This is a genomic window from Rhizobium sp. 01L419 (genome assembly GCF_056400025.1).
In genome coordinates this window covers 115,388-130,792 of sequence record NZ_JBFTSM010000003.1, presented here as the reverse complement: position 1 = coordinate 130,792, position 15,405 = coordinate 115,388, and the positions used below count along the sequence as shown (strand labels likewise).

At 59.5% G+C, this 15,405-nt stretch carries 17 protein-coding genes, 1 tRNA gene and 1 riboswitch; of the genes, 10 read left to right on the top strand and 8 right to left on the bottom strand.

Annotated elements, in window-relative coordinates:
• Positions 1-29: 29 nt before the first annotated feature.
• Positions 30-713, top strand: coding sequence for a phosphate regulon transcriptional regulator PhoB (gene phoB, locus AC1DUP_RS07610; protein WP_003570612.1), 684 nt, complete (start codon positions 30-32; stop codon positions 711-713).
• Between the two features lie 280 nt (positions 714-993).
• Here phoB and AC1DUP_RS07605 read toward each other — a convergent pair whose 3' ends face one another.
• Positions 994-1,917, bottom strand: coding sequence for a LysR family transcriptional regulator (locus tag AC1DUP_RS07605; RefSeq protein ID WP_477832328.1), 924 nt, complete (start codon positions 1,915-1,917; stop codon positions 994-996).
• Between the two features lie 379 nt (positions 1,918-2,296).
• Here AC1DUP_RS07605 and AC1DUP_RS07600 point away from each other — a divergent pair, with 379 nt between their 5' ends.
• Positions 2,297-3,115: an alpha/beta fold hydrolase gene (locus AC1DUP_RS07600; RefSeq protein ID WP_477832327.1), complete on the top strand. Its 819-nt coding sequence runs from the start codon at positions 2,297-2,299 to the stop codon at positions 3,113-3,115.
• Between the two features lie 229 nt (positions 3,116-3,344).
• Positions 3,345-3,527 carry a hypothetical protein gene (locus AC1DUP_RS07595; protein ID WP_477832326.1) on the top strand — a complete coding sequence of 61 codons (183 nt, stop codon included), beginning with the start codon at positions 3,345-3,347 and terminating at the stop codon, positions 3,525-3,527.
• Positions 3,528-3,617: 90 nt separating this feature from the next.
• Here the strand turns inward: AC1DUP_RS07595 and AC1DUP_RS07590 are convergent, their stop codons facing one another.
• Positions 3,618-3,848 (bottom strand): hypothetical protein, encoded by a 231-nt coding sequence (locus tag AC1DUP_RS07590; RefSeq protein ID WP_477832569.1) that lies wholly within the window; start codon positions 3,846-3,848, stop codon positions 3,618-3,620.
• 25 nt (positions 3,849-3,873) lie between these two features.
• Positions 3,874-4,410 (bottom strand): GcrA family cell cycle regulator, encoded by a 537-nt coding sequence (locus AC1DUP_RS07585; protein WP_113298456.1) that lies wholly within the window; start codon positions 4,408-4,410, stop codon positions 3,874-3,876.
• 426 nt (positions 4,411-4,836) lie between these two features.
• Between AC1DUP_RS07585 and AC1DUP_RS07580 the strand changes: the two genes are divergently transcribed.
• From AC1DUP_RS07580 to AC1DUP_RS07565, 4 genes are all read left to right on the top strand, one after another.
• Positions 4,837-6,036 (top strand): acetylornithine transaminase, encoded by a 1,200-nt coding sequence (locus tag AC1DUP_RS07580; RefSeq protein ID WP_477832325.1) that lies wholly within the window; start codon positions 4,837-4,839, stop codon positions 6,034-6,036.
• A 45-nt stretch (positions 6,037-6,081) separates the two neighbouring features.
• Complete coding sequence (gene argF, locus AC1DUP_RS07575) at positions 6,082-6,999, top strand: ornithine carbamoyltransferase (protein ID WP_113298458.1); 918 nt, start codon at positions 6,082-6,084, stop codon at positions 6,997-6,999.
• Positions 7,000-7,090: 91 nt separating this feature from the next.
• Positions 7,091-8,086: an Hsp33 family molecular chaperone gene (locus AC1DUP_RS07570; RefSeq protein WP_113298459.1), complete on the top strand. Its 996-nt coding sequence runs from the start codon at positions 7,091-7,093 to the stop codon at positions 8,084-8,086.
• Between the two features lie 130 nt (positions 8,087-8,216).
• Positions 8,217-8,807 (top strand): hypothetical protein, encoded by a 591-nt coding sequence (locus AC1DUP_RS07565; protein WP_477832565.1) that lies wholly within the window; start codon positions 8,217-8,219, stop codon positions 8,805-8,807.
• 67 nt (positions 8,808-8,874) lie between these two features.
• On the opposite strand, the gene apaG is transcribed toward AC1DUP_RS07565, so the two are convergent.
• Both apaG and AC1DUP_RS07555 read right to left on the bottom strand, forming a co-directional pair.
• Positions 8,875-9,267 (bottom strand): Co2+/Mg2+ efflux protein ApaG, encoded by a 393-nt coding sequence (gene apaG, locus AC1DUP_RS07560; RefSeq protein WP_113298460.1) that lies wholly within the window; start codon positions 9,265-9,267, stop codon positions 8,875-8,877.
• Between the two features lie 242 nt (positions 9,268-9,509).
• A complete protein-coding gene (locus AC1DUP_RS07555) occupies positions 9,510-10,694 on the bottom strand; it encodes an O-succinylhomoserine sulfhydrylase (protein ID WP_477832324.1) in 1,185 nt (394 codons plus the stop codon).
• 46 nt (positions 10,695-10,740) lie between these two features.
• Positions 10,741-10,819, bottom strand: a riboswitch (SAM riboswitch).
• A 73-nt stretch (positions 10,820-10,892) separates the two neighbouring features.
• Here AC1DUP_RS07555 and AC1DUP_RS07550 point away from each other — a divergent pair.
• Both AC1DUP_RS07550 and AC1DUP_RS07545 read left to right on the top strand, forming a co-directional pair.
• On the top strand, positions 10,893-11,987 hold the full coding sequence (locus AC1DUP_RS07550; RefSeq protein WP_477832323.1) for a 2'-deoxycytidine 5'-triphosphate deaminase: 1,095 nt from the start codon (positions 10,893-10,895) through the stop codon (positions 11,985-11,987).
• Positions 11,988-12,047: 60 nt separating this feature from the next.
• Positions 12,048-12,121 (top strand) — tRNA-Gly (locus AC1DUP_RS07545).
• A gap of 10 nt (positions 12,122-12,131) precedes the next feature.
• On the opposite strand, the gene AC1DUP_RS07540 is transcribed toward AC1DUP_RS07545, so the two are convergent.
• Both AC1DUP_RS07540 and AC1DUP_RS07535 read right to left on the bottom strand, forming a co-directional pair.
• The gene (locus AC1DUP_RS07540) at positions 12,132-12,413 is read right to left on the bottom strand and encodes a hypothetical protein (RefSeq protein WP_113306993.1); all 282 of its coding nucleotides are present in this window, start codon (positions 12,411-12,413) and stop codon (positions 12,132-12,134) included.
• 56 nt (positions 12,414-12,469) lie between these two features.
• Positions 12,470-12,787: a hypothetical protein gene (locus tag AC1DUP_RS07535; RefSeq protein ID WP_477832322.1), complete on the bottom strand. Its 318-nt coding sequence runs from the start codon at positions 12,785-12,787 to the stop codon at positions 12,470-12,472.
• On the opposite strand from AC1DUP_RS07535, the gene AC1DUP_RS07530 reads away from it, so the two are divergent.
• Positions 12,786-13,169 (top strand): VOC family protein, encoded by a 384-nt coding sequence (locus AC1DUP_RS07530; protein WP_477832321.1) that lies wholly within the window; start codon positions 12,786-12,788, stop codon positions 13,167-13,169. The genes AC1DUP_RS07535 and AC1DUP_RS07530 overlap by 2 nt on opposite strands.
• A gap of 62 nt (positions 13,170-13,231) precedes the next feature.
• On the opposite strand, the gene AC1DUP_RS07525 is transcribed toward AC1DUP_RS07530, so the two are convergent.
• Positions 13,232-15,223 (bottom strand): methyl-accepting chemotaxis protein, encoded by a 1,992-nt coding sequence (locus AC1DUP_RS07525; protein ID WP_477832320.1) that lies wholly within the window; start codon positions 15,221-15,223, stop codon positions 13,232-13,234.
• Between the last annotated feature and the right edge of the window lie 182 nt (positions 15,224-15,405).

The window sequence follows — 15,405 nt, the reverse complement described above, 5'->3', positions numbered from 1 at the left end:
AAGGATCATGCATTAGGAGACTGACACGCATGATCCCAAGAGTTGCAGTTGTTGAAGATGAAGAGGCACTCAGCGTGCTTCTCCGCTACAATCTCGAGGCTGAAGGTTTCGAGGTGGATACGATCCTCCGTGGCGACGAGGCCGAAATCCGGCTTCAGGAGCGCACCCCGGACCTGCTCATCCTTGACTGGATGCTGCCGGGCGTTTCCGGCATCGAGCTCTGCCGCCGGCTGCGCATGCGGCCGGAAACCGAGCGTCTGCCGATCATCATGCTGACGGCACGCGGCGAAGAGAGCGAGCGCGTTCGCGGTCTCTCGACCGGCGCGGATGACTATGTCGTCAAGCCCTTCTCCACGCCGGAACTCGTTGCCCGCGTCAAGGCGATGCTGCGACGCGCCCGTCCGGAGGTTCTCTCCACCGTTTTGAAATGTGGTGATATCGAGCTCGATCGCGAAACCCATCGCGTCCATCGCAAGAGCCGCGAAGTCCGCCTCGGCCCGACCGAATTCCGCCTCTTGGAATTCCTGATGTCGTCGCCGGGCAGGGTCTTCTCCCGCTCGCAGCTTCTCGATGGCGTCTGGGGTCACGATATCTACGTGGATGAACGCACCGTCGACGTCCATGTCGGCCGCCTGCGCAAGGCGCTGAATTTCTCCAACATGCAGGATGTCATCCGCACCGTCCGCGGCGCGGGATATTCCATGGAAGCCTGATCCGAGTGATCGGAGGTCACGAACGGGTCGCTCGGGTTTTCCCGGGCGGCCCGTTTGTTTGTTCGGGTGGGCTTTTTAAGAGTAGGCGTTGCCTTGCTGACACCTTGACCGACATGCCCCTTGCATCGCGAGGGCTCAAGCGATGACGGGGACATCTGCTATGCGCCGATTGCGAACATTCTCTGAGCCTTGAGCATCGACTGATTTGGGGCCGGAAGGGGACTGTCGGCTTGCTGGCGTTAGCCAATCGAAGCCGTCACCAAGATGAGCGTGAGCTCTGCTATGGAACTTCAGCATATCGGATGATGCTCTGATTTTGTACGTTGGCGACTAATTCATCAGAACGAGACAAAAATCGGCGGAGCAAAGGTGAGGAATTTGAATCGTTGTATCCTAAGGTGAGATCAATTGTCGGAGGCACACCCTCAAGTGCTCTAGCAACGACATTTGGCGTCAGCATATTTTGCGCATAAAGCGGAATAAGCGTTATTCCACCTGTAGACACGACGAGCGACATTGCTGATGGCAGGCCTTCACCTTCGTACTCTGCCTTGAGTGTGATCCCAACGTTCGACGCGTACTCCTGGATCAGGGATTGCAATACCGGAGAAATTCTAGCCGAACTGACGTAAGTTTCGCGGGCAAGATCCTGTGGCCGGATCTTTTTCTGCGACGTCAAGCGATGGTCAGCCGGCAGCACGGCGATCAGTGGCTCCTTGGCTAAAAACTTGAACGACACACCAACACTCTGCGTCTCGGGGCGAAGGAAAGCGACGTCCAGCTTGCCTCGCATCAGCGCCAGAGCAAGGTCCGGGGAAGACTGACTGGACAATATGATTTCAACCTCCGGCGCTTCCTCACGAATAATGCGCAGTGCGTGGGGTAGCCACACGACCTCTTGCCCTGCGAGAAAACCGATAGTGAACGACTGCTTTTGCGGCTGTTCTGCCCGCCGGGCCCCTTCCGCAGCCGCCTCGACTTGCAACAACGCCAGCCGCGCGTGATCAAGAAACACTTTACCGGCGGCAGTGAGCGTCACGCCGCGCGGCTGCCGTTCCAGCAGTTTTACACCGACTTCGGTTTCCAGATCGCGAATTTGCCTGCTGAGTGAGGGCTGGGAAGTGTGTAGCCGCCGCTCGGCTGCGGTCAGTAAGCTTCCCTCTTCCGCAACAGCAATAAAATAACGCAAATGCCTGAGTTCCATCGCGTCCTCGCTATGCCTTTAAGGCATAGCTCGAACGTACAAGGTATTTGTCCTTGATAAAAGGGGGATTTAATTAACGCCGCAATCTAGGGACATAGTCGAACGCCTCACCGGAAGTATTTCGCAGTGAACTGTGTCCAGTCAGAGAAGGAAAGCTAAATGTCTAAAAGCCTACCTGTCGTGACCTGCAATCATCGGCGCTGACCTACATTATGTGAGACTGACCAATTCTTGTGTCGGATCATGTGCCTAGGCCTCGAAAGTTGAGGCATGCGTGGCAATCTTGCGTCGGCTATTGCAATAGCGCGTGGATGAATGGCTTTATTTAGTGATTTATTATCTTCGAATGAATGTTTAACAGCGCAGATGGAGCGACGCGATGCCTACAATCACGACTAAAGACGGCGTAAACATCTTCTACAAAGACTGGGGCACAGGCCAGCCGATCGTTTTCAGCCACGGCTGGCCGCTGACAGCGGATGACTGGGACGCCCAGATGATGTTCTTCCTTCATCACGGCTACAGGGTGATCGCCCACGACCGGCGCGGCCACGGCCGGTCCGACCAGCCCGGCACCGGCAACGACATGGATCACTGGGTTGCCGACCTCGCGGCGCTGACCGACCATCTCAACCTGCGCGACGCGATCCATATCGGGCACTCGACAGGTGGCGGTGAGGTGGCTCGCTATGTCGCTCGCCACCAGGAGCGCGTCGCGAAGGCGGTGCTGGTCGCTTCGCTGACGCCGAACATGTACCGGAGCGCGGAAAATCCGTCCGGTCAACCGCCGGAGTGGTTCGAAGCGATCCGGGCAGGCATGCTGGGCAACCGGGCGGAGTTCTACCGTTTCGTCCCTGAGAATCCGTTCTACGGCTACAACCTCGATGGGGCCAAGCCTTCGGAGGCAATCATTGCGAACTGGTGGCGCCAGGGCATGGCCGGTGGTGCCCTGGCTCACTACGCGACTGTCGACTCTTGGCTGGAAGATTATACCGAAGACCTCAAGAAGATCACCGTGCCGGTGCTGGTGATGCATGGCGAGGCCGATCAAGTCGTCCCCTTCGCAAGTTCCGTGCCGCGTGCGGTCAACTTGCTTAAGAACGGATCGCTGAAGACCTATCCGGGCTACCCCCATGGCATGCTGACCACGCATGCGGATGTCCTCAACCCCGACCTGCTCTCGTTCATCAGGTCTTGACGACATCGACGGGACGTTCTGTCACCCGGCAGTGCCGGGTGACACCTGTTGGTGCCTGGTACGGGGAGCGTTCCCGGAGGGTGCTTCCGACAGTGGCAATTTGCTTTGCTTGGTGAGAAGCGAAAGATGCGACTTGTCGCGCTTAAATTTTTCGTTGCGGTGGCCGATTACTCCACCGGCCGAAATGGCTCGGCATCTCGGCTTCGACATCTGGAAATAAGAGCGGGGGATGTCCGTCGATTTAATGTCAGGAGCACCGCCAGCTTCCGAAGTGCTCAATATAGGCTCGTTTTTCGGCTTCCGGCCTTTAGGTAATTTCAGGTTGGCGTTGCTGTCGTCTTTGAACTTTATGGCGCTCAGCTCGATGGCAGCTTCTGGGACGCTGACGATTGTGTCTGAACGGCTGAAATGATGGCGCGAAGCTGCCCCTGAGAAAACTCTTTGGTATGTCCGCTTAGAGCCAACAGAAGGATTTAAGCACTTATTGCCCTGCCTAGTAATTCTACGGCAAGAGTTCACCGCTCCGCGTCGGCCTGTGGTCGTTGACGACGGCGCTGAGCTTGCACGTCTTGATCAGCGAGGCAATGATCGCCCCGTTCCGCCCCAGCGTCATGGCCGGCGAAACTGCGTTCTTGCGATCAAGGCGGCGCCATCGTTCGCCAGGCAGGTGGTTCAGCCTCAGGCGATAAAGCCAAAAAAATAGCCCCTCCACGCTTTCGCTAGGAGGGGCCATGGATGCTGCTTTTTGCAGGCGCTTGTCAGGCTGCCCGGACGGCTGCCCTGCGGCGCTCGCTGACCGGCTGGTAGGCGAGGCGCTGGTGATAGTTGCAATAAGGCGAGGAATCCGTGGAGTCGCAGCCGCAGAAATAGAAGTCGTCCTTCAGCGGATCGCCGACCGGCCACTTGCAGGTGCGCTCGGTCAGTTCCGTCAGGCCAAGGCGGCGGGAGATCGGCACGACCACATTCTTGGCCGGCACATATTCCATTTCCTCGACCGTTTCGATCTCGATCTCTTCCTTCAGCATCGTTGCGCCCTGCTGGCGGGTCACGGTGCGGGTGGTGGCGAGGCGAGATGCGTAGTTCGGGGCCCGCGGAGCCGACGTATTGCGCTTCGGTGCGCGCGCAGCGGTCGCCGTGCCGCCGGCCTTGGCGCGGCCGGGAAGACTGAGCCGGTGAACCTTGCCGATAACAGCGTTTCTACTCACTCCGCCAAGCTGCGCAGCGATCTGGCTGGCGCTCAGCCCTTCCGACCAAAGCTTCTTGAGCTTCTCGACACGCTCGTCTGTCCAGTTCATTGCCCTGTCTCCGCCTTTCGCGTTGGTGATGGCAGAATCCCTCACCGTTGCCCCGAAAGCCTCCGAAGCAAGAAACGCCTGATCAATTTTGGTGACTAGTTCCGCCGCATGCAGTCTAGTAATTGAACTTTAACCTAGTGTGAGCCTGACTCTGTGACAAGAGTCGCAGGAATCCGATGAATCCGAATTCGGGGTTTTCCCCAACTTGCTTCCCCGGCGAGTCATTTCTGCAACATTAGCTGTTGATAGACCTGAAAAGCCCATTAGGCGCTTGACGCATGCGCTAAATCCTCAGTTTTGTTGACATCGCACTGCGAAAAGGAAATAGTGCCTGAGAAGCCGCCGCAAGGCGGCATTTTTAATTTTTCGGGCCTGGTTTTCTTAGCCGGAGTCCATTGTTTCAGAGCCTGACCAGGAGATTGCGCCATGGCTGAAGCCTCGCCGCTTTATGATACCTATTCTCGTGCCCCGCTGCGGTTCGAGCGAGGCGAAGGCGTGTGGCTGATCACCGAAACTGGCGAGCGATATCTGGATTTCGGCGCGGGCGTTGCCGTCACATCCGTGGGGCATGGCAATCCGCAGGTTGTGGCCGCCCTCAAGGATCAGGCCGACAAGGTCTGGCATCTCTCCAATATCTATGAAGTGCCGGGGCAGGAGAAGCTTGCCAAGCGCCTGACGGATGCCACTTTCGCAGACAAGGTGTTTTTCACCAATTCCGGCGCCGAGGCTCTCGAATGCGCCATCAAGACTGCGCGCCGTTACCAGTTCTCCAAGGGGCATCCCGAGCGCTTTCACATCATCACTTTCGAAGGCGCCTTCCACGGCCGCACGCTGGCGACCATCGCCGCCGGCGGTCAGGAGAAATACCTCGAAGGTTTCGGCCCCAAGGCTCCCGGCTTCGATCAGGTGCCTTTCGGCGATATCGAGGCCGTCCGTGCGGCAATCACCGATAATACGGCCGGCATCCTCATCGAGCCGGTGCAGGGCGAGGGCGGTGTCCGCCCGGCGACCCCGGAATTCATGAAGGCGCTTCGCCAGCTTTGCGACGAGCATGGCCTGCTGCTGATCCTCGACGAGGTCCAGACCGGCGTCGGCCGTACCGGCAGGCTCTTCGCCTATGAATGGTCGGGTATAACGCCTGACATCATGGCAGTCGCCAAGGGCATCGGCGGCGGCTTTCCGCTCGGGGCCTGCCTCGCAACGGCAGAAGCTGCTTCCGGCATGAAGGCCGGCACGCACGGCTCCACCTATGGCGGCAACCCGCTGGCCATGGCTGTCGGCAGTGCGGTGCTGGATATCATCCTGGCCGATGGCTTCCTGCAGCATGTGCGCGATATCACCCTCGTCTTCCGTCAGGGCCTCGCCTCGCTCAAGGATCGTTATCCCGATGTCATCGAGGATATCAGAGGCGAAGGCCTGATGCTCGGCATCAAGGCTGCCATCCCTTCGGCGGAGCTTCTGAAGGAAATCCGCGCAGCCCACCTTCTGGCGATCCCGGCAGGCGACAATGTCATCCGTCTGCTGCCGCCGCTGGTCGTAACCGCGGAAGAGGCGCGCGAGGGGATTTCCCGCCTCGAACGCGCTGCCGAAAATATCCGTGCCGCCAAGGTCAAGAAGACCGCTTGATAGGACAATGCCCCGCCCGCTGGCGGGCGTAGCAGGTAACGAACAATGGCTTCCCCCAAACACTTCCTCGATCTCTCCGCCGTCACCACATCCGACCTCAGAACCATCATGGATGACGCCAAGCTGCGAAAGCAGGCTTTCAAGGCAGGCACGGCCGACAAGCCGCTCGCCGGCAAGATGCTGGCCATGATCTTCGAGAAGCCGTCTACCCGAACCCGCGTCTCCTTCGATGTCGGCATGCGCCAACTCGGCGGCGAGACGCTGTTCCTGTCGGGAACCGAAATGCAGCTCGGCCGCGCCGAGACGATCGGCGACACCGCCAAGGTGCTGTCGCGTTATGTCGACGCGATCATGATCCGTACAACCGACCATAACCGTATGCTGGAACTCGCCGAGCACGCCACCGTGCCTGTCATCAACGCGCTGACGGACGATACCCATCCCTGCCAGATCATGGCTGACGTCATGACCTTCGAAGAGCATCGCGGCCCGATCAAGGGCAAGACGATCGCCTGGACGGGCGACGGCAACAACGTGCTGCATTCGCTGGTGGAAGGAGCTGCCCGCTTCGGCTACCGCATGAACATGGCCGTACCCCTTGGTTCCGAGCCGAAGGATCACTATTTGAACTGGGCCCGCAATGAGGGCGCCGAAATCATGCTTTACCATGATGCTGACCGTGCGGTCGCCGGCGTCGATTGCGTGGTGACCGATACCTGGGTCTCCATGAATCAGGAACATCGGGCTCGCGGTCACAATGTCTTCCAGCCTTATCAGGTCAACGCGCAATTGATGGCGCAGGCCGGCAAAGATGCGTTGTTCATGCATTGCCTTCCCGCCCATCGCGGCGAGGAGGTGACGGATGAGGTGATCGATGGTCCGCAGTCCGTGGTCTTCGATGAGGCGGAAAACCGTCTTCATGCGCAGAAGTCGATTCTTGCTTGGTGCCTGGGCGCGATCTGAACCATAATCGGATGCCGCGAGTCCCAAGCTCGCGGCTGCGCGAGCGGCCGGCACGCTAGCCTGCTGCTCCCATAGAACAGGAGTGTAAGCCATGGCAGAAGCTGCAGCCGCTCTCGGCGAGTTCGATTTCGCCGGCGATGATCATGTCGTCCCTTTCCAGGTGGAAGGGCTTGATGTGCGCGGTCGCGCCGTCCAGCTCGGCCCGATGCTGGATTCAATCCTCGAACGCCATCATTATCCCACCCCCGTCGCCCGCCTTCTGGCTGAAGTGGTGGTGCTCACGGTGCTGCTCGGCACCTCGCTGAAGTTCGACGGCAAGTTCACCGTCCAGACCAAGAGCGACGGCCCCGTCGATCTGCTGGTCGCCGATTTCTCGACGCCGGAAAATGTCCGTGCCTATGCCCGCTTCGATCAGGCCCTGCTCGATCAGGCGATCGCATCTGGTGAAACCGAGCCGGAACAGCTTCTCGGCAAGGGCGTGCTCGCCTTCACCATCGACCAGGGCAAGTTCAGCCAGCCTTATCAGGGCATCGTCGCATTGGACGGTACCTCGCTGGAAGACATCGCCGGCGTCTATTTCCGCCAGTCGGAGCAGATCCCGACGCGGGTGCGCCTTGCTGCTGCGGAGCTCTTCGACCGTGATAACGATGGCAAGCCGCGTCACCGCTGGCGGGCAGGGGGCCTCGTTGCCCAGTTCCTGCCGGAAGCGCCGGAGCGCATGCGCCAGACCGATCTTCATGGCGGCGACGGCGACACAGGCGAACGCGGCCATCTTGAGGACGATGCCTGGGCGGAAGCCCGCTCGCTCGTCGAAACCGTGGATGCAGATGAACTCACCGATCCCCTTGTTGGCACCGAGCGCCTGCTGTTCCGCCTCTTCCATGAGCGCGGCGTGCGCGTTTACGAACCGCGTGCCGTCTTCGATCGCTGCAGCTGTTCGCGGGAAAAGATCGGCGGCGTGCTGAAGGGTTTCAGCGCCGAGGAAGTAGAGGCAAGCCAGGAAAACGGTGAGATCGCCGTGACCTGCGAGTTCTGCTCAACGACCTACCGCTTTCCGGTGCATGAGGTTGCGTCTCAGCTTACTTAGTCTTCCTGAGTATAAGAACAGGCGAGCAATAGAACTAAGCGATAGCGCAGCGCAGTGACTCGACTTTTGGTAGTCACTGTGTGCCTATTGTGTTTCATTGGTTCAGGCTATGGAAGCGGGGTGGGTGCCAATGAAGTTTTTGTGTTTGGTACTTGCGCTCTTAGCTGCAGTGCCGCGAATTAGCTTTGCCGACGACAAGACTGTTCTGTGGAAAGAAGTTGGTGGCTGGAGTGTGGCTGTCGACAAAAGTTTGGGCAACGCCTGCTTTGTCATGACTTCCTTTGAAGACGGTACAGTTTTTCGTGTCGGCTTCAATTTCATCGAAAAGGATAATCCCTTTTATATCCTGATGGCCAATGCAAATTGGAAATCATTGGAAGAAGGCAAGCAATATCCGATCGAATTCTACCTGGACCGCTCCAAATGGACTGCCGACGCAAGCGCCGTAGATCTTGACGGCACTAAGGCATTGTGGATTAATTTTAAGGATACTGGCTTGATTGGCGAGTTCGCTCGCAAGTTGAGTTTTCGTGTCGATTTTAACGGCAAGCGGATAGTTGCCCTCAGTCTAAAAAACTCCGTCAAAGCGACCGATGAGATGCTCGTCTGTCAAAAGGCTGTCAACGCTGCAGTGGCCCAACAGCCGGCACAGCCGCAATCAAAAGATCCGTTTGAGGCAAAGCCGGATGCTCAGACCGCATCGGATCCGTTTGAGCTTTAATAGAAATTGCCGATTGAAGACTTCAGCATTGCCGCACATCCGCGAGCACTCGGTTCGAAGTTACGCATCAGTTGAGCACCCTGAGCAGGCCGGGTGAATCGAGCGAGAAGGCGGGGATGTCGACATCGAACAGCTCGCCTTCGTCCGTCTCCATCTGGTAATGGCCGAACATCAGGCCGGATGGCGTATCCAGCGGACAGCCCGATGAATATTCATAGGTATCGCCAGGTTGCAGACGCGGCTGCTCGCCAACGACGCCGGGGCCGCTGACCTCGTCGATCTGCCCGTTCTGGTCGGTAATATTCCAGTAGCGGTTGACGAGACGTACAGCTATGCCGGAGTTGTTGGCGATGACGACGCGATAACCCCAGACATAGCGATCGTCGTCCGGATCGGATTGCTCCTCCAGATAGAACGGTTCGACAACCACTTCGATGTCTCGTGTGAGGGCGCGATACATGCCTTACACCTTAGTCAATATACGTTACCCGTATCTTATAACAGTCCTCATGCGTCAAGAAACGGAACAGTGAACGTGGCCCCGCCGCCCTCGGTCGGGCCGCCTTTTGTTCATTAAGCCTAACTCTCAGTGTTAATTTCAAGGCAAATGCCACGGCCACGGTGGTATTCCGCGGCCGTGCCAGGAGCGCCCTGCGTCCTTTCGGACGCACAAAGGAACGCTCTATCCCTTGAATCGACGGGTCAGGCCGAAACCGTTTCCAGTGCGCGGGCGAAATCCTCGATGAGATCGTCGGTGTCTTCGATGCCGGCCGAGAAGCGCACCGTGCCCGGCGAAATGCCGAGTTCGGCGCGGGCCTCGTCCGTCAGGTTCTTGTGCGTCGTCGTCGCCGGATGGGTGATCAGGCTCTTGGAATCGCCGAGATTGTTGGAGATCTTGACGATATCGAGCGCGTTCTGCAGCGCGAATGCCGCTTCCTTGCCACCCTTCAGCTCGAAGCAGACCAGTGTCGAGCCGCCGGTCATCTGCTTGGCGATGATATCGGCCTGCGGATGGTCCTTGCGGCCGGGATAGATGACCTTGGCGACCTTGCCCTGTTCGGCCAGGAAATCGGCGATCTTTGCCGCATTCTGCGTCTGCTGCTTGACGCGCAGCGGCAGCGTCTCGATGCCTTTCAGCAGCGTCCAGGCATTGAAGGGCGACATGGCCGGGCCGGTATGACGGAAATAGTCGTGCAGGTTCTCGTCGATCCATTCCTTGTCGGAAAGCACCACGCCGCCGAGGCAGCGGCCCTGGCCGTCGATATGCTTGGTCGCGGAATAGACGACGATATGGGCGCCGAGTTCCAGCGGCTTCTGGAAGAGCGGCGTCGCAAAGACGTTGTCGACGACGACCTTGGCGCCGATCTGGTTGGCGAGCTTGGAGACACCGGCAATATCGACCACTTCCAGCGTCGGATTGGTCGGGCTTTCCAGGAAGAACACCTTGGTCTTCGGCGTGATGGCCTTTTCCCAGTTCTCCAGGTAGCGGCCATCGACCAGCGTGCAGTCGATGCCATATTTCGGCGCCAGGGTCTCGACCACCCAGCGGCAGGAACCGAAGAGGGCGCGGGCGGCGACGATGTGGTCGCCGGCCTTCAACTGGCAGAGAATGGCGGCGGTGACGGCGGCCATGCCGGAAGCCGTAGCGCGGGCATCTTCCGCGCCTTCCAGCATGCACATGCGCTTTTCGAACATGTCATTGGTGGGGCTGCCGTAGCGCGCGTAGATGAAACCTTCGGTCTCGCCCTTGAAGCGCGCCTCGGCTGCTTCCGACGTATCGTAGACGAAACCCTGCGTGAGATAGATTGCCTCGGATGTCTCGCCATACTGGGAGCGGAGCGTTCCGCCGTGGACGAGTTGGGTTGCCGGGCGCCAGGTCTTGCTCATGCCATCACCACTTTCAAACAACAAAAAAACCGGCCGCAAAAGCAGACCGGTTTTCAACCCGGTCTTTTTAGCCACTTATTTAACGTGGCTGCAAGCCGACCGGCCAAATCACCACGGGATAAAATTGCAATACTGCCGTTCTGCGCTTGCGTCAATTCCCCGACTTTGGTTTTGTCGGCGGCAAATTATGGATGGAGCATGATGGCTCGCGAAACTGGAATTCTGGCCGACCGCGCGATTTCCGCGCTGTTTGAAACGGGGCGTCTTCAAAGCGAACGGGAGCTTGATCGTGATCAGATCCAGCCTGCGAGCCTGGATCTGCGGCTGGGCGCCAAGGCTTTCCGGGTGCGCGCCAGCTTCATGCCCGGCCCTTCTCACCTTGTCGCAGACAAGCTCGATCGGCTGAGCCTGCATGTCATTGATCTCGGCGAAGGCGCGGTGCTGGAAACCGGCTGCGTCTACATCGTACCGCTGATGGAGCGTCTCGATCTGCCAGCCGATATGTCTGCCTCTGCCAATCCCAAGAGCTCGACCGGCCGTCTCGATATCTTTACCCGCGTCATCACCGATTACGCGCAGGAATTCGACAAGATCCCATCAGGCTATTCCGGTCCGCTCTATCTCGAAATCAGCCCGCGTACTTTCCCGATCGTCGTGCGCCGCGGTTCGCGCCTGTCGCAGATCCGTTTCCGTGTGGGTCATGCTGTGCTCAGCGAACCGGAGCTCCTGAAGCTGCACGAAACGGAAACGCTGGTGGCTGCCAAGCAACCGAACGTATCCGGCGGCGGCATTGCACTGTCGATCGATCTGGCGGGCGACGAGGAGAGCCTGATCGGTTACCGCGGCAAACACCACACGGCCGTCGTCGATGTCGACAAGAAGGCCCAGCACGATATCTTCGATTTCTGGGAGCCGCTCTACAGCCGAGGCCGCAACGAACTGATCCTCGATCCTGATGAGTTCTACATTCTCGTCTCGCGTGAGGCCGTTCACGTCCCCCCGCATTACGCGGCGGAAATGACGCCCTTCGACCCGCTCGTCGGCGAATTCCGCGTCCATTATGCCGGCTTCTTCGATCCGGGCTTCGGCCATGCGCCGGCCGGCGGGCGCGGCAGCCGCGCGGTGCTGGAAGTGCGCAGCCACGAAGTGCCCTTCATCCTCGAAGACGGCCAGATCGTCGGCCGCCTGATTTACGAACACATGCAGGAGCAACCGGCGAGCCTCTATGGCTCAGGCCTCGGCTCCAACTACCAGGCCCAGGGCCTTAAGCTTTCGAAACATTTCCGCATCTGATCTGCGGTGATGCCGCGACTTGACAGCGGCGGCCATCTGTTGGAAGTCTCAAGTCATCAGGCGGGTGTAGCTCAATGGTAGAGCAGCAGCTTCCCAAGCTGAATACGAGGGTTCGATTCCCTTCACCCGCTCCAGCTTCCCCTTTCAATCTCTTCCGAAAATGTTGATCGGCCTGTATCGGCGATGCGCGATCGCCAACGTGCGGTCCGGACGGATGATATAGGTCTCCTCGACCTGCCGGCCGTACTGGTCGATGAAATCGTGCGGGAAGGTCGAGCCGACAGGCGACTTTGTCAGTTTCGTGCGCGGCTGGCCGTTATAGGTGATGCTGCCGGGAATGGGCTCGATGCCGGGACCCGTATATTCGACGGTCGTGCAGCCGGCGAGCGCCAGCGCGCCGATGAGGCCAAGTGCGATCAGTTTCATATTGGAAGCCTTTCTTTCCGCAGCACGGTGTCATTGTACCGCAAATTGCGAAAAGCTCACGATACAAACGGCGCACACGTCTTCAACCCTTCGAGAAGGGCGTTGCGACCATGGTCTACTGCTTTTCCGAAGTCGCTCGACTGATCTGCTCGACCGATCTGATTGCCGCTCGTGGCGCGATCTGCTAGAGCGGCAATGTCGAAAAAGGCAGGATCGGATGAGGTAAGCCCGGTCCCTTCCATCATCGGAAGCTCTGCTCCGTGTTTCACACGAGAACCCGCGACGTGGCCCGCATGCGAATGCGGGGTCCCGGCGGCATGCGGAGCGTTAAAAACGCACTCCTCCGGGATTTCATTTTCGAAGGAGACAGTCATGCGTTTGAACCATCTTGATTTCTACGTGCCCGATATCGCCGCTGCGGCCGATTTCTTCCTGCGTTATTTCAGTCTGGAATTGCGGGAGATGAACGAACGGATCGGGCGGGCGATCCTCTACGACGAGCAGGGCACAGAGATCGTTCTCAGTCGTCCGTTGCCGAAATTCGGCGGTGCCGATCAGGTCGAGCTGCAACGGCAGACCTATCATATCGGCTTTATCCTCGCTGAAAGATCGGATGTCGATCATCTCCATCTTCGCCTGGCGGCGGATGGTGCTGCCGTTTCCGGACCACCCGCTGCCATCCGCGGTGGCTGGCTGTTCTATTGCACGGCGCCCGGCAACGTGCTCGTCGAGGTCGGCTGGCGCCCACAAGCCTGAAAAGGCCTGAAACGAAAATGGGCGGCCGAAGCCGCCCATTCACATTCAAGCAGGTTTTCAGCTCAGAATTCCGTCCAGTCGGCCTCCTGGCTGCTGGAAGGGGCGGCCGCGCTATTCTTGCCGAAGGCGTTGGCGATCTTCTGGCCGAGGGCGCGGGCCGGCGAAGCCTTCGGGCGTGCCGTGCTTTCGGCAACACGCACCGGGGTTCTCGCGGCCGGTCGTGCGGCGGCGCGCGGCGCGGTCGGGATCGGCGCGCTTGCAACGAATCCGCCGGTGCCGGTCAGGCGGAACTGGCCGAGCAGGTTGTTGAGTGCCGTCGCTTCCGTTGCAAGGCCGTGGCTTGCCGCGGTGGATTCCTCGACCATCGCCGCATTCTGCTGCGTGCTCTGGTCCATGGTGTTGACGGCGGTATTGATCTCCTGCAGGCCGGTCGACTGCTCGCGGGCAGCTTCGGCGATCGCATGGACGTGCTGGTTGATTTCCTGCACCTCGTGGACGATCGCATCGAGCGCCTTGCCCGTTTCGCCGACCAGTGAGACGCCGGTCTGCACATGCGTGCCGGATGTGTTGATCAGTGCCTTGATTTCCTTGGCGGCGTTTGCAGAGCGCTGGGCGAGTTCTCGGACTTCCTGTGCGACGACCGCAAAGCCCTTGCCGGCTTCACCGGCACGCGCGGCTTCGACACCGGCGTTCAGCGCCAGCAGGTTCGTCTGGAAGGCGATATCGTCGATGACGCCGATAATATTGCCGATCTCGACGGAGGACTGCTCGATCTGATGCATGGCAGCGACCGCCTTGCGGACGATGTCGCCGGACTTCTCGGCACCAAGGCGGGTGCGGGCGACGAGCTGGCTTGCCTCTTCTGCACGCTTTGCCGCGTCCTTCACCGTTATGGTGATCTCTTCGAGGGCTGCTGCCGTTTCTTCGACGGAAGCGGCCTGCTGCTCGGTGCGCTTCGAAAGCTCGTCGGCAGACGAACGGATCTCGTTGGCGCCGGCGCCGATCGCCCGGGCATTGGAGCCGACCGTGTGCATGGTCTCGTTGAGCTTCTCGACCGAGTTGTTGAAGTCCTGGCGCAGCGCATCGAGATGCGCGACGAAGGGTTCGTTGATATTCGAGGCCAGGTCGCCGGCGGCAAGGCGGCGCAGGCCATCGCCGAGTGCTGAGACGGCGCGTTCGAGTTCGGATGCCTCGCGGGTAATCTGCGCCTCGCGATCGCGGCGCTCGTTGTCGCTGACGCTGCGGTCGGCTTCAGCGCGTGCTTCGAGGGCAATACGCTCGACCGCGTTGTCGCGGAAGATCGAGACGGCCTTCGCCATCTGGCCGACTTCGTCGCCGCGGTCGAGACCGCTGATCTCGCTGCCGGTATCGCCTGCGGCAAGCTGCGTCATGCGGTCACGCAGCTTCGCCATGGGGGTGGTGATACCGATCTGGGCGACGACGACGCTGAGACCGACGGCGCCGACGACGGCAAGGCCGATCAGCGCGAAACAGAGGTTGATACTGTCGTTGACGGAAGCCGAAAGCGCGTCGCCGCCGTCGTTGAGCATCGCCATCATCGCATCGTTGTTGGCGATCATCTTCGGCGTCAGCGCGTTGAGCTTGGCATTGATCAGGGCGACATTCGCCAGCGCGCCGGCGCTGTCCTTGGCCTTGCTCTGCTCGACGATCTTGTTCGCCAGAGCTTCGATTTCATCGATGCCGGCCTGGATTTCATCGACCGCCGCCTTGCGGCTGGGCACAAGCGCCAGCGCCTGCGTCATGCGGTCGCGTGCCTGCGGCAACTTGCTCGGTGTCGCGAGCGCTGATTGGAATGCCGGCGTATCGGGCTTCATTTCGGCCAGCAGACTGACCTGCAGCACCGAGGCGACGACCGATGCGCTGGCGCGCGCGCTCTGCATCGAGGCCAGCGCCTCATGGTCGATGAAGGCGCTGTAGGCCGCGTCCGCTCGGCGGAACTCGGAGATGACATAGATCATTCCGGCCATCGTGATCAGCCCCAGGAGCGCCACGACCGAGATGATTTTTGTGCGGATTTTCAGATGTTTCAGCATGGAAATGTCACCCGATTAGCCGGGTGTGTTGCGAACCCGGTGCTTTTGAAATCATTTGTTGTAGAACGATTCTTCGGTATTGCGCTGGCGGGGGATACCTTGAGAGGTTCGACATGCGCATCATGCGATCGGCCGGCGAGGTCGATGTCGTCGCGACAAATAAGACGGGATATTGCTTAATT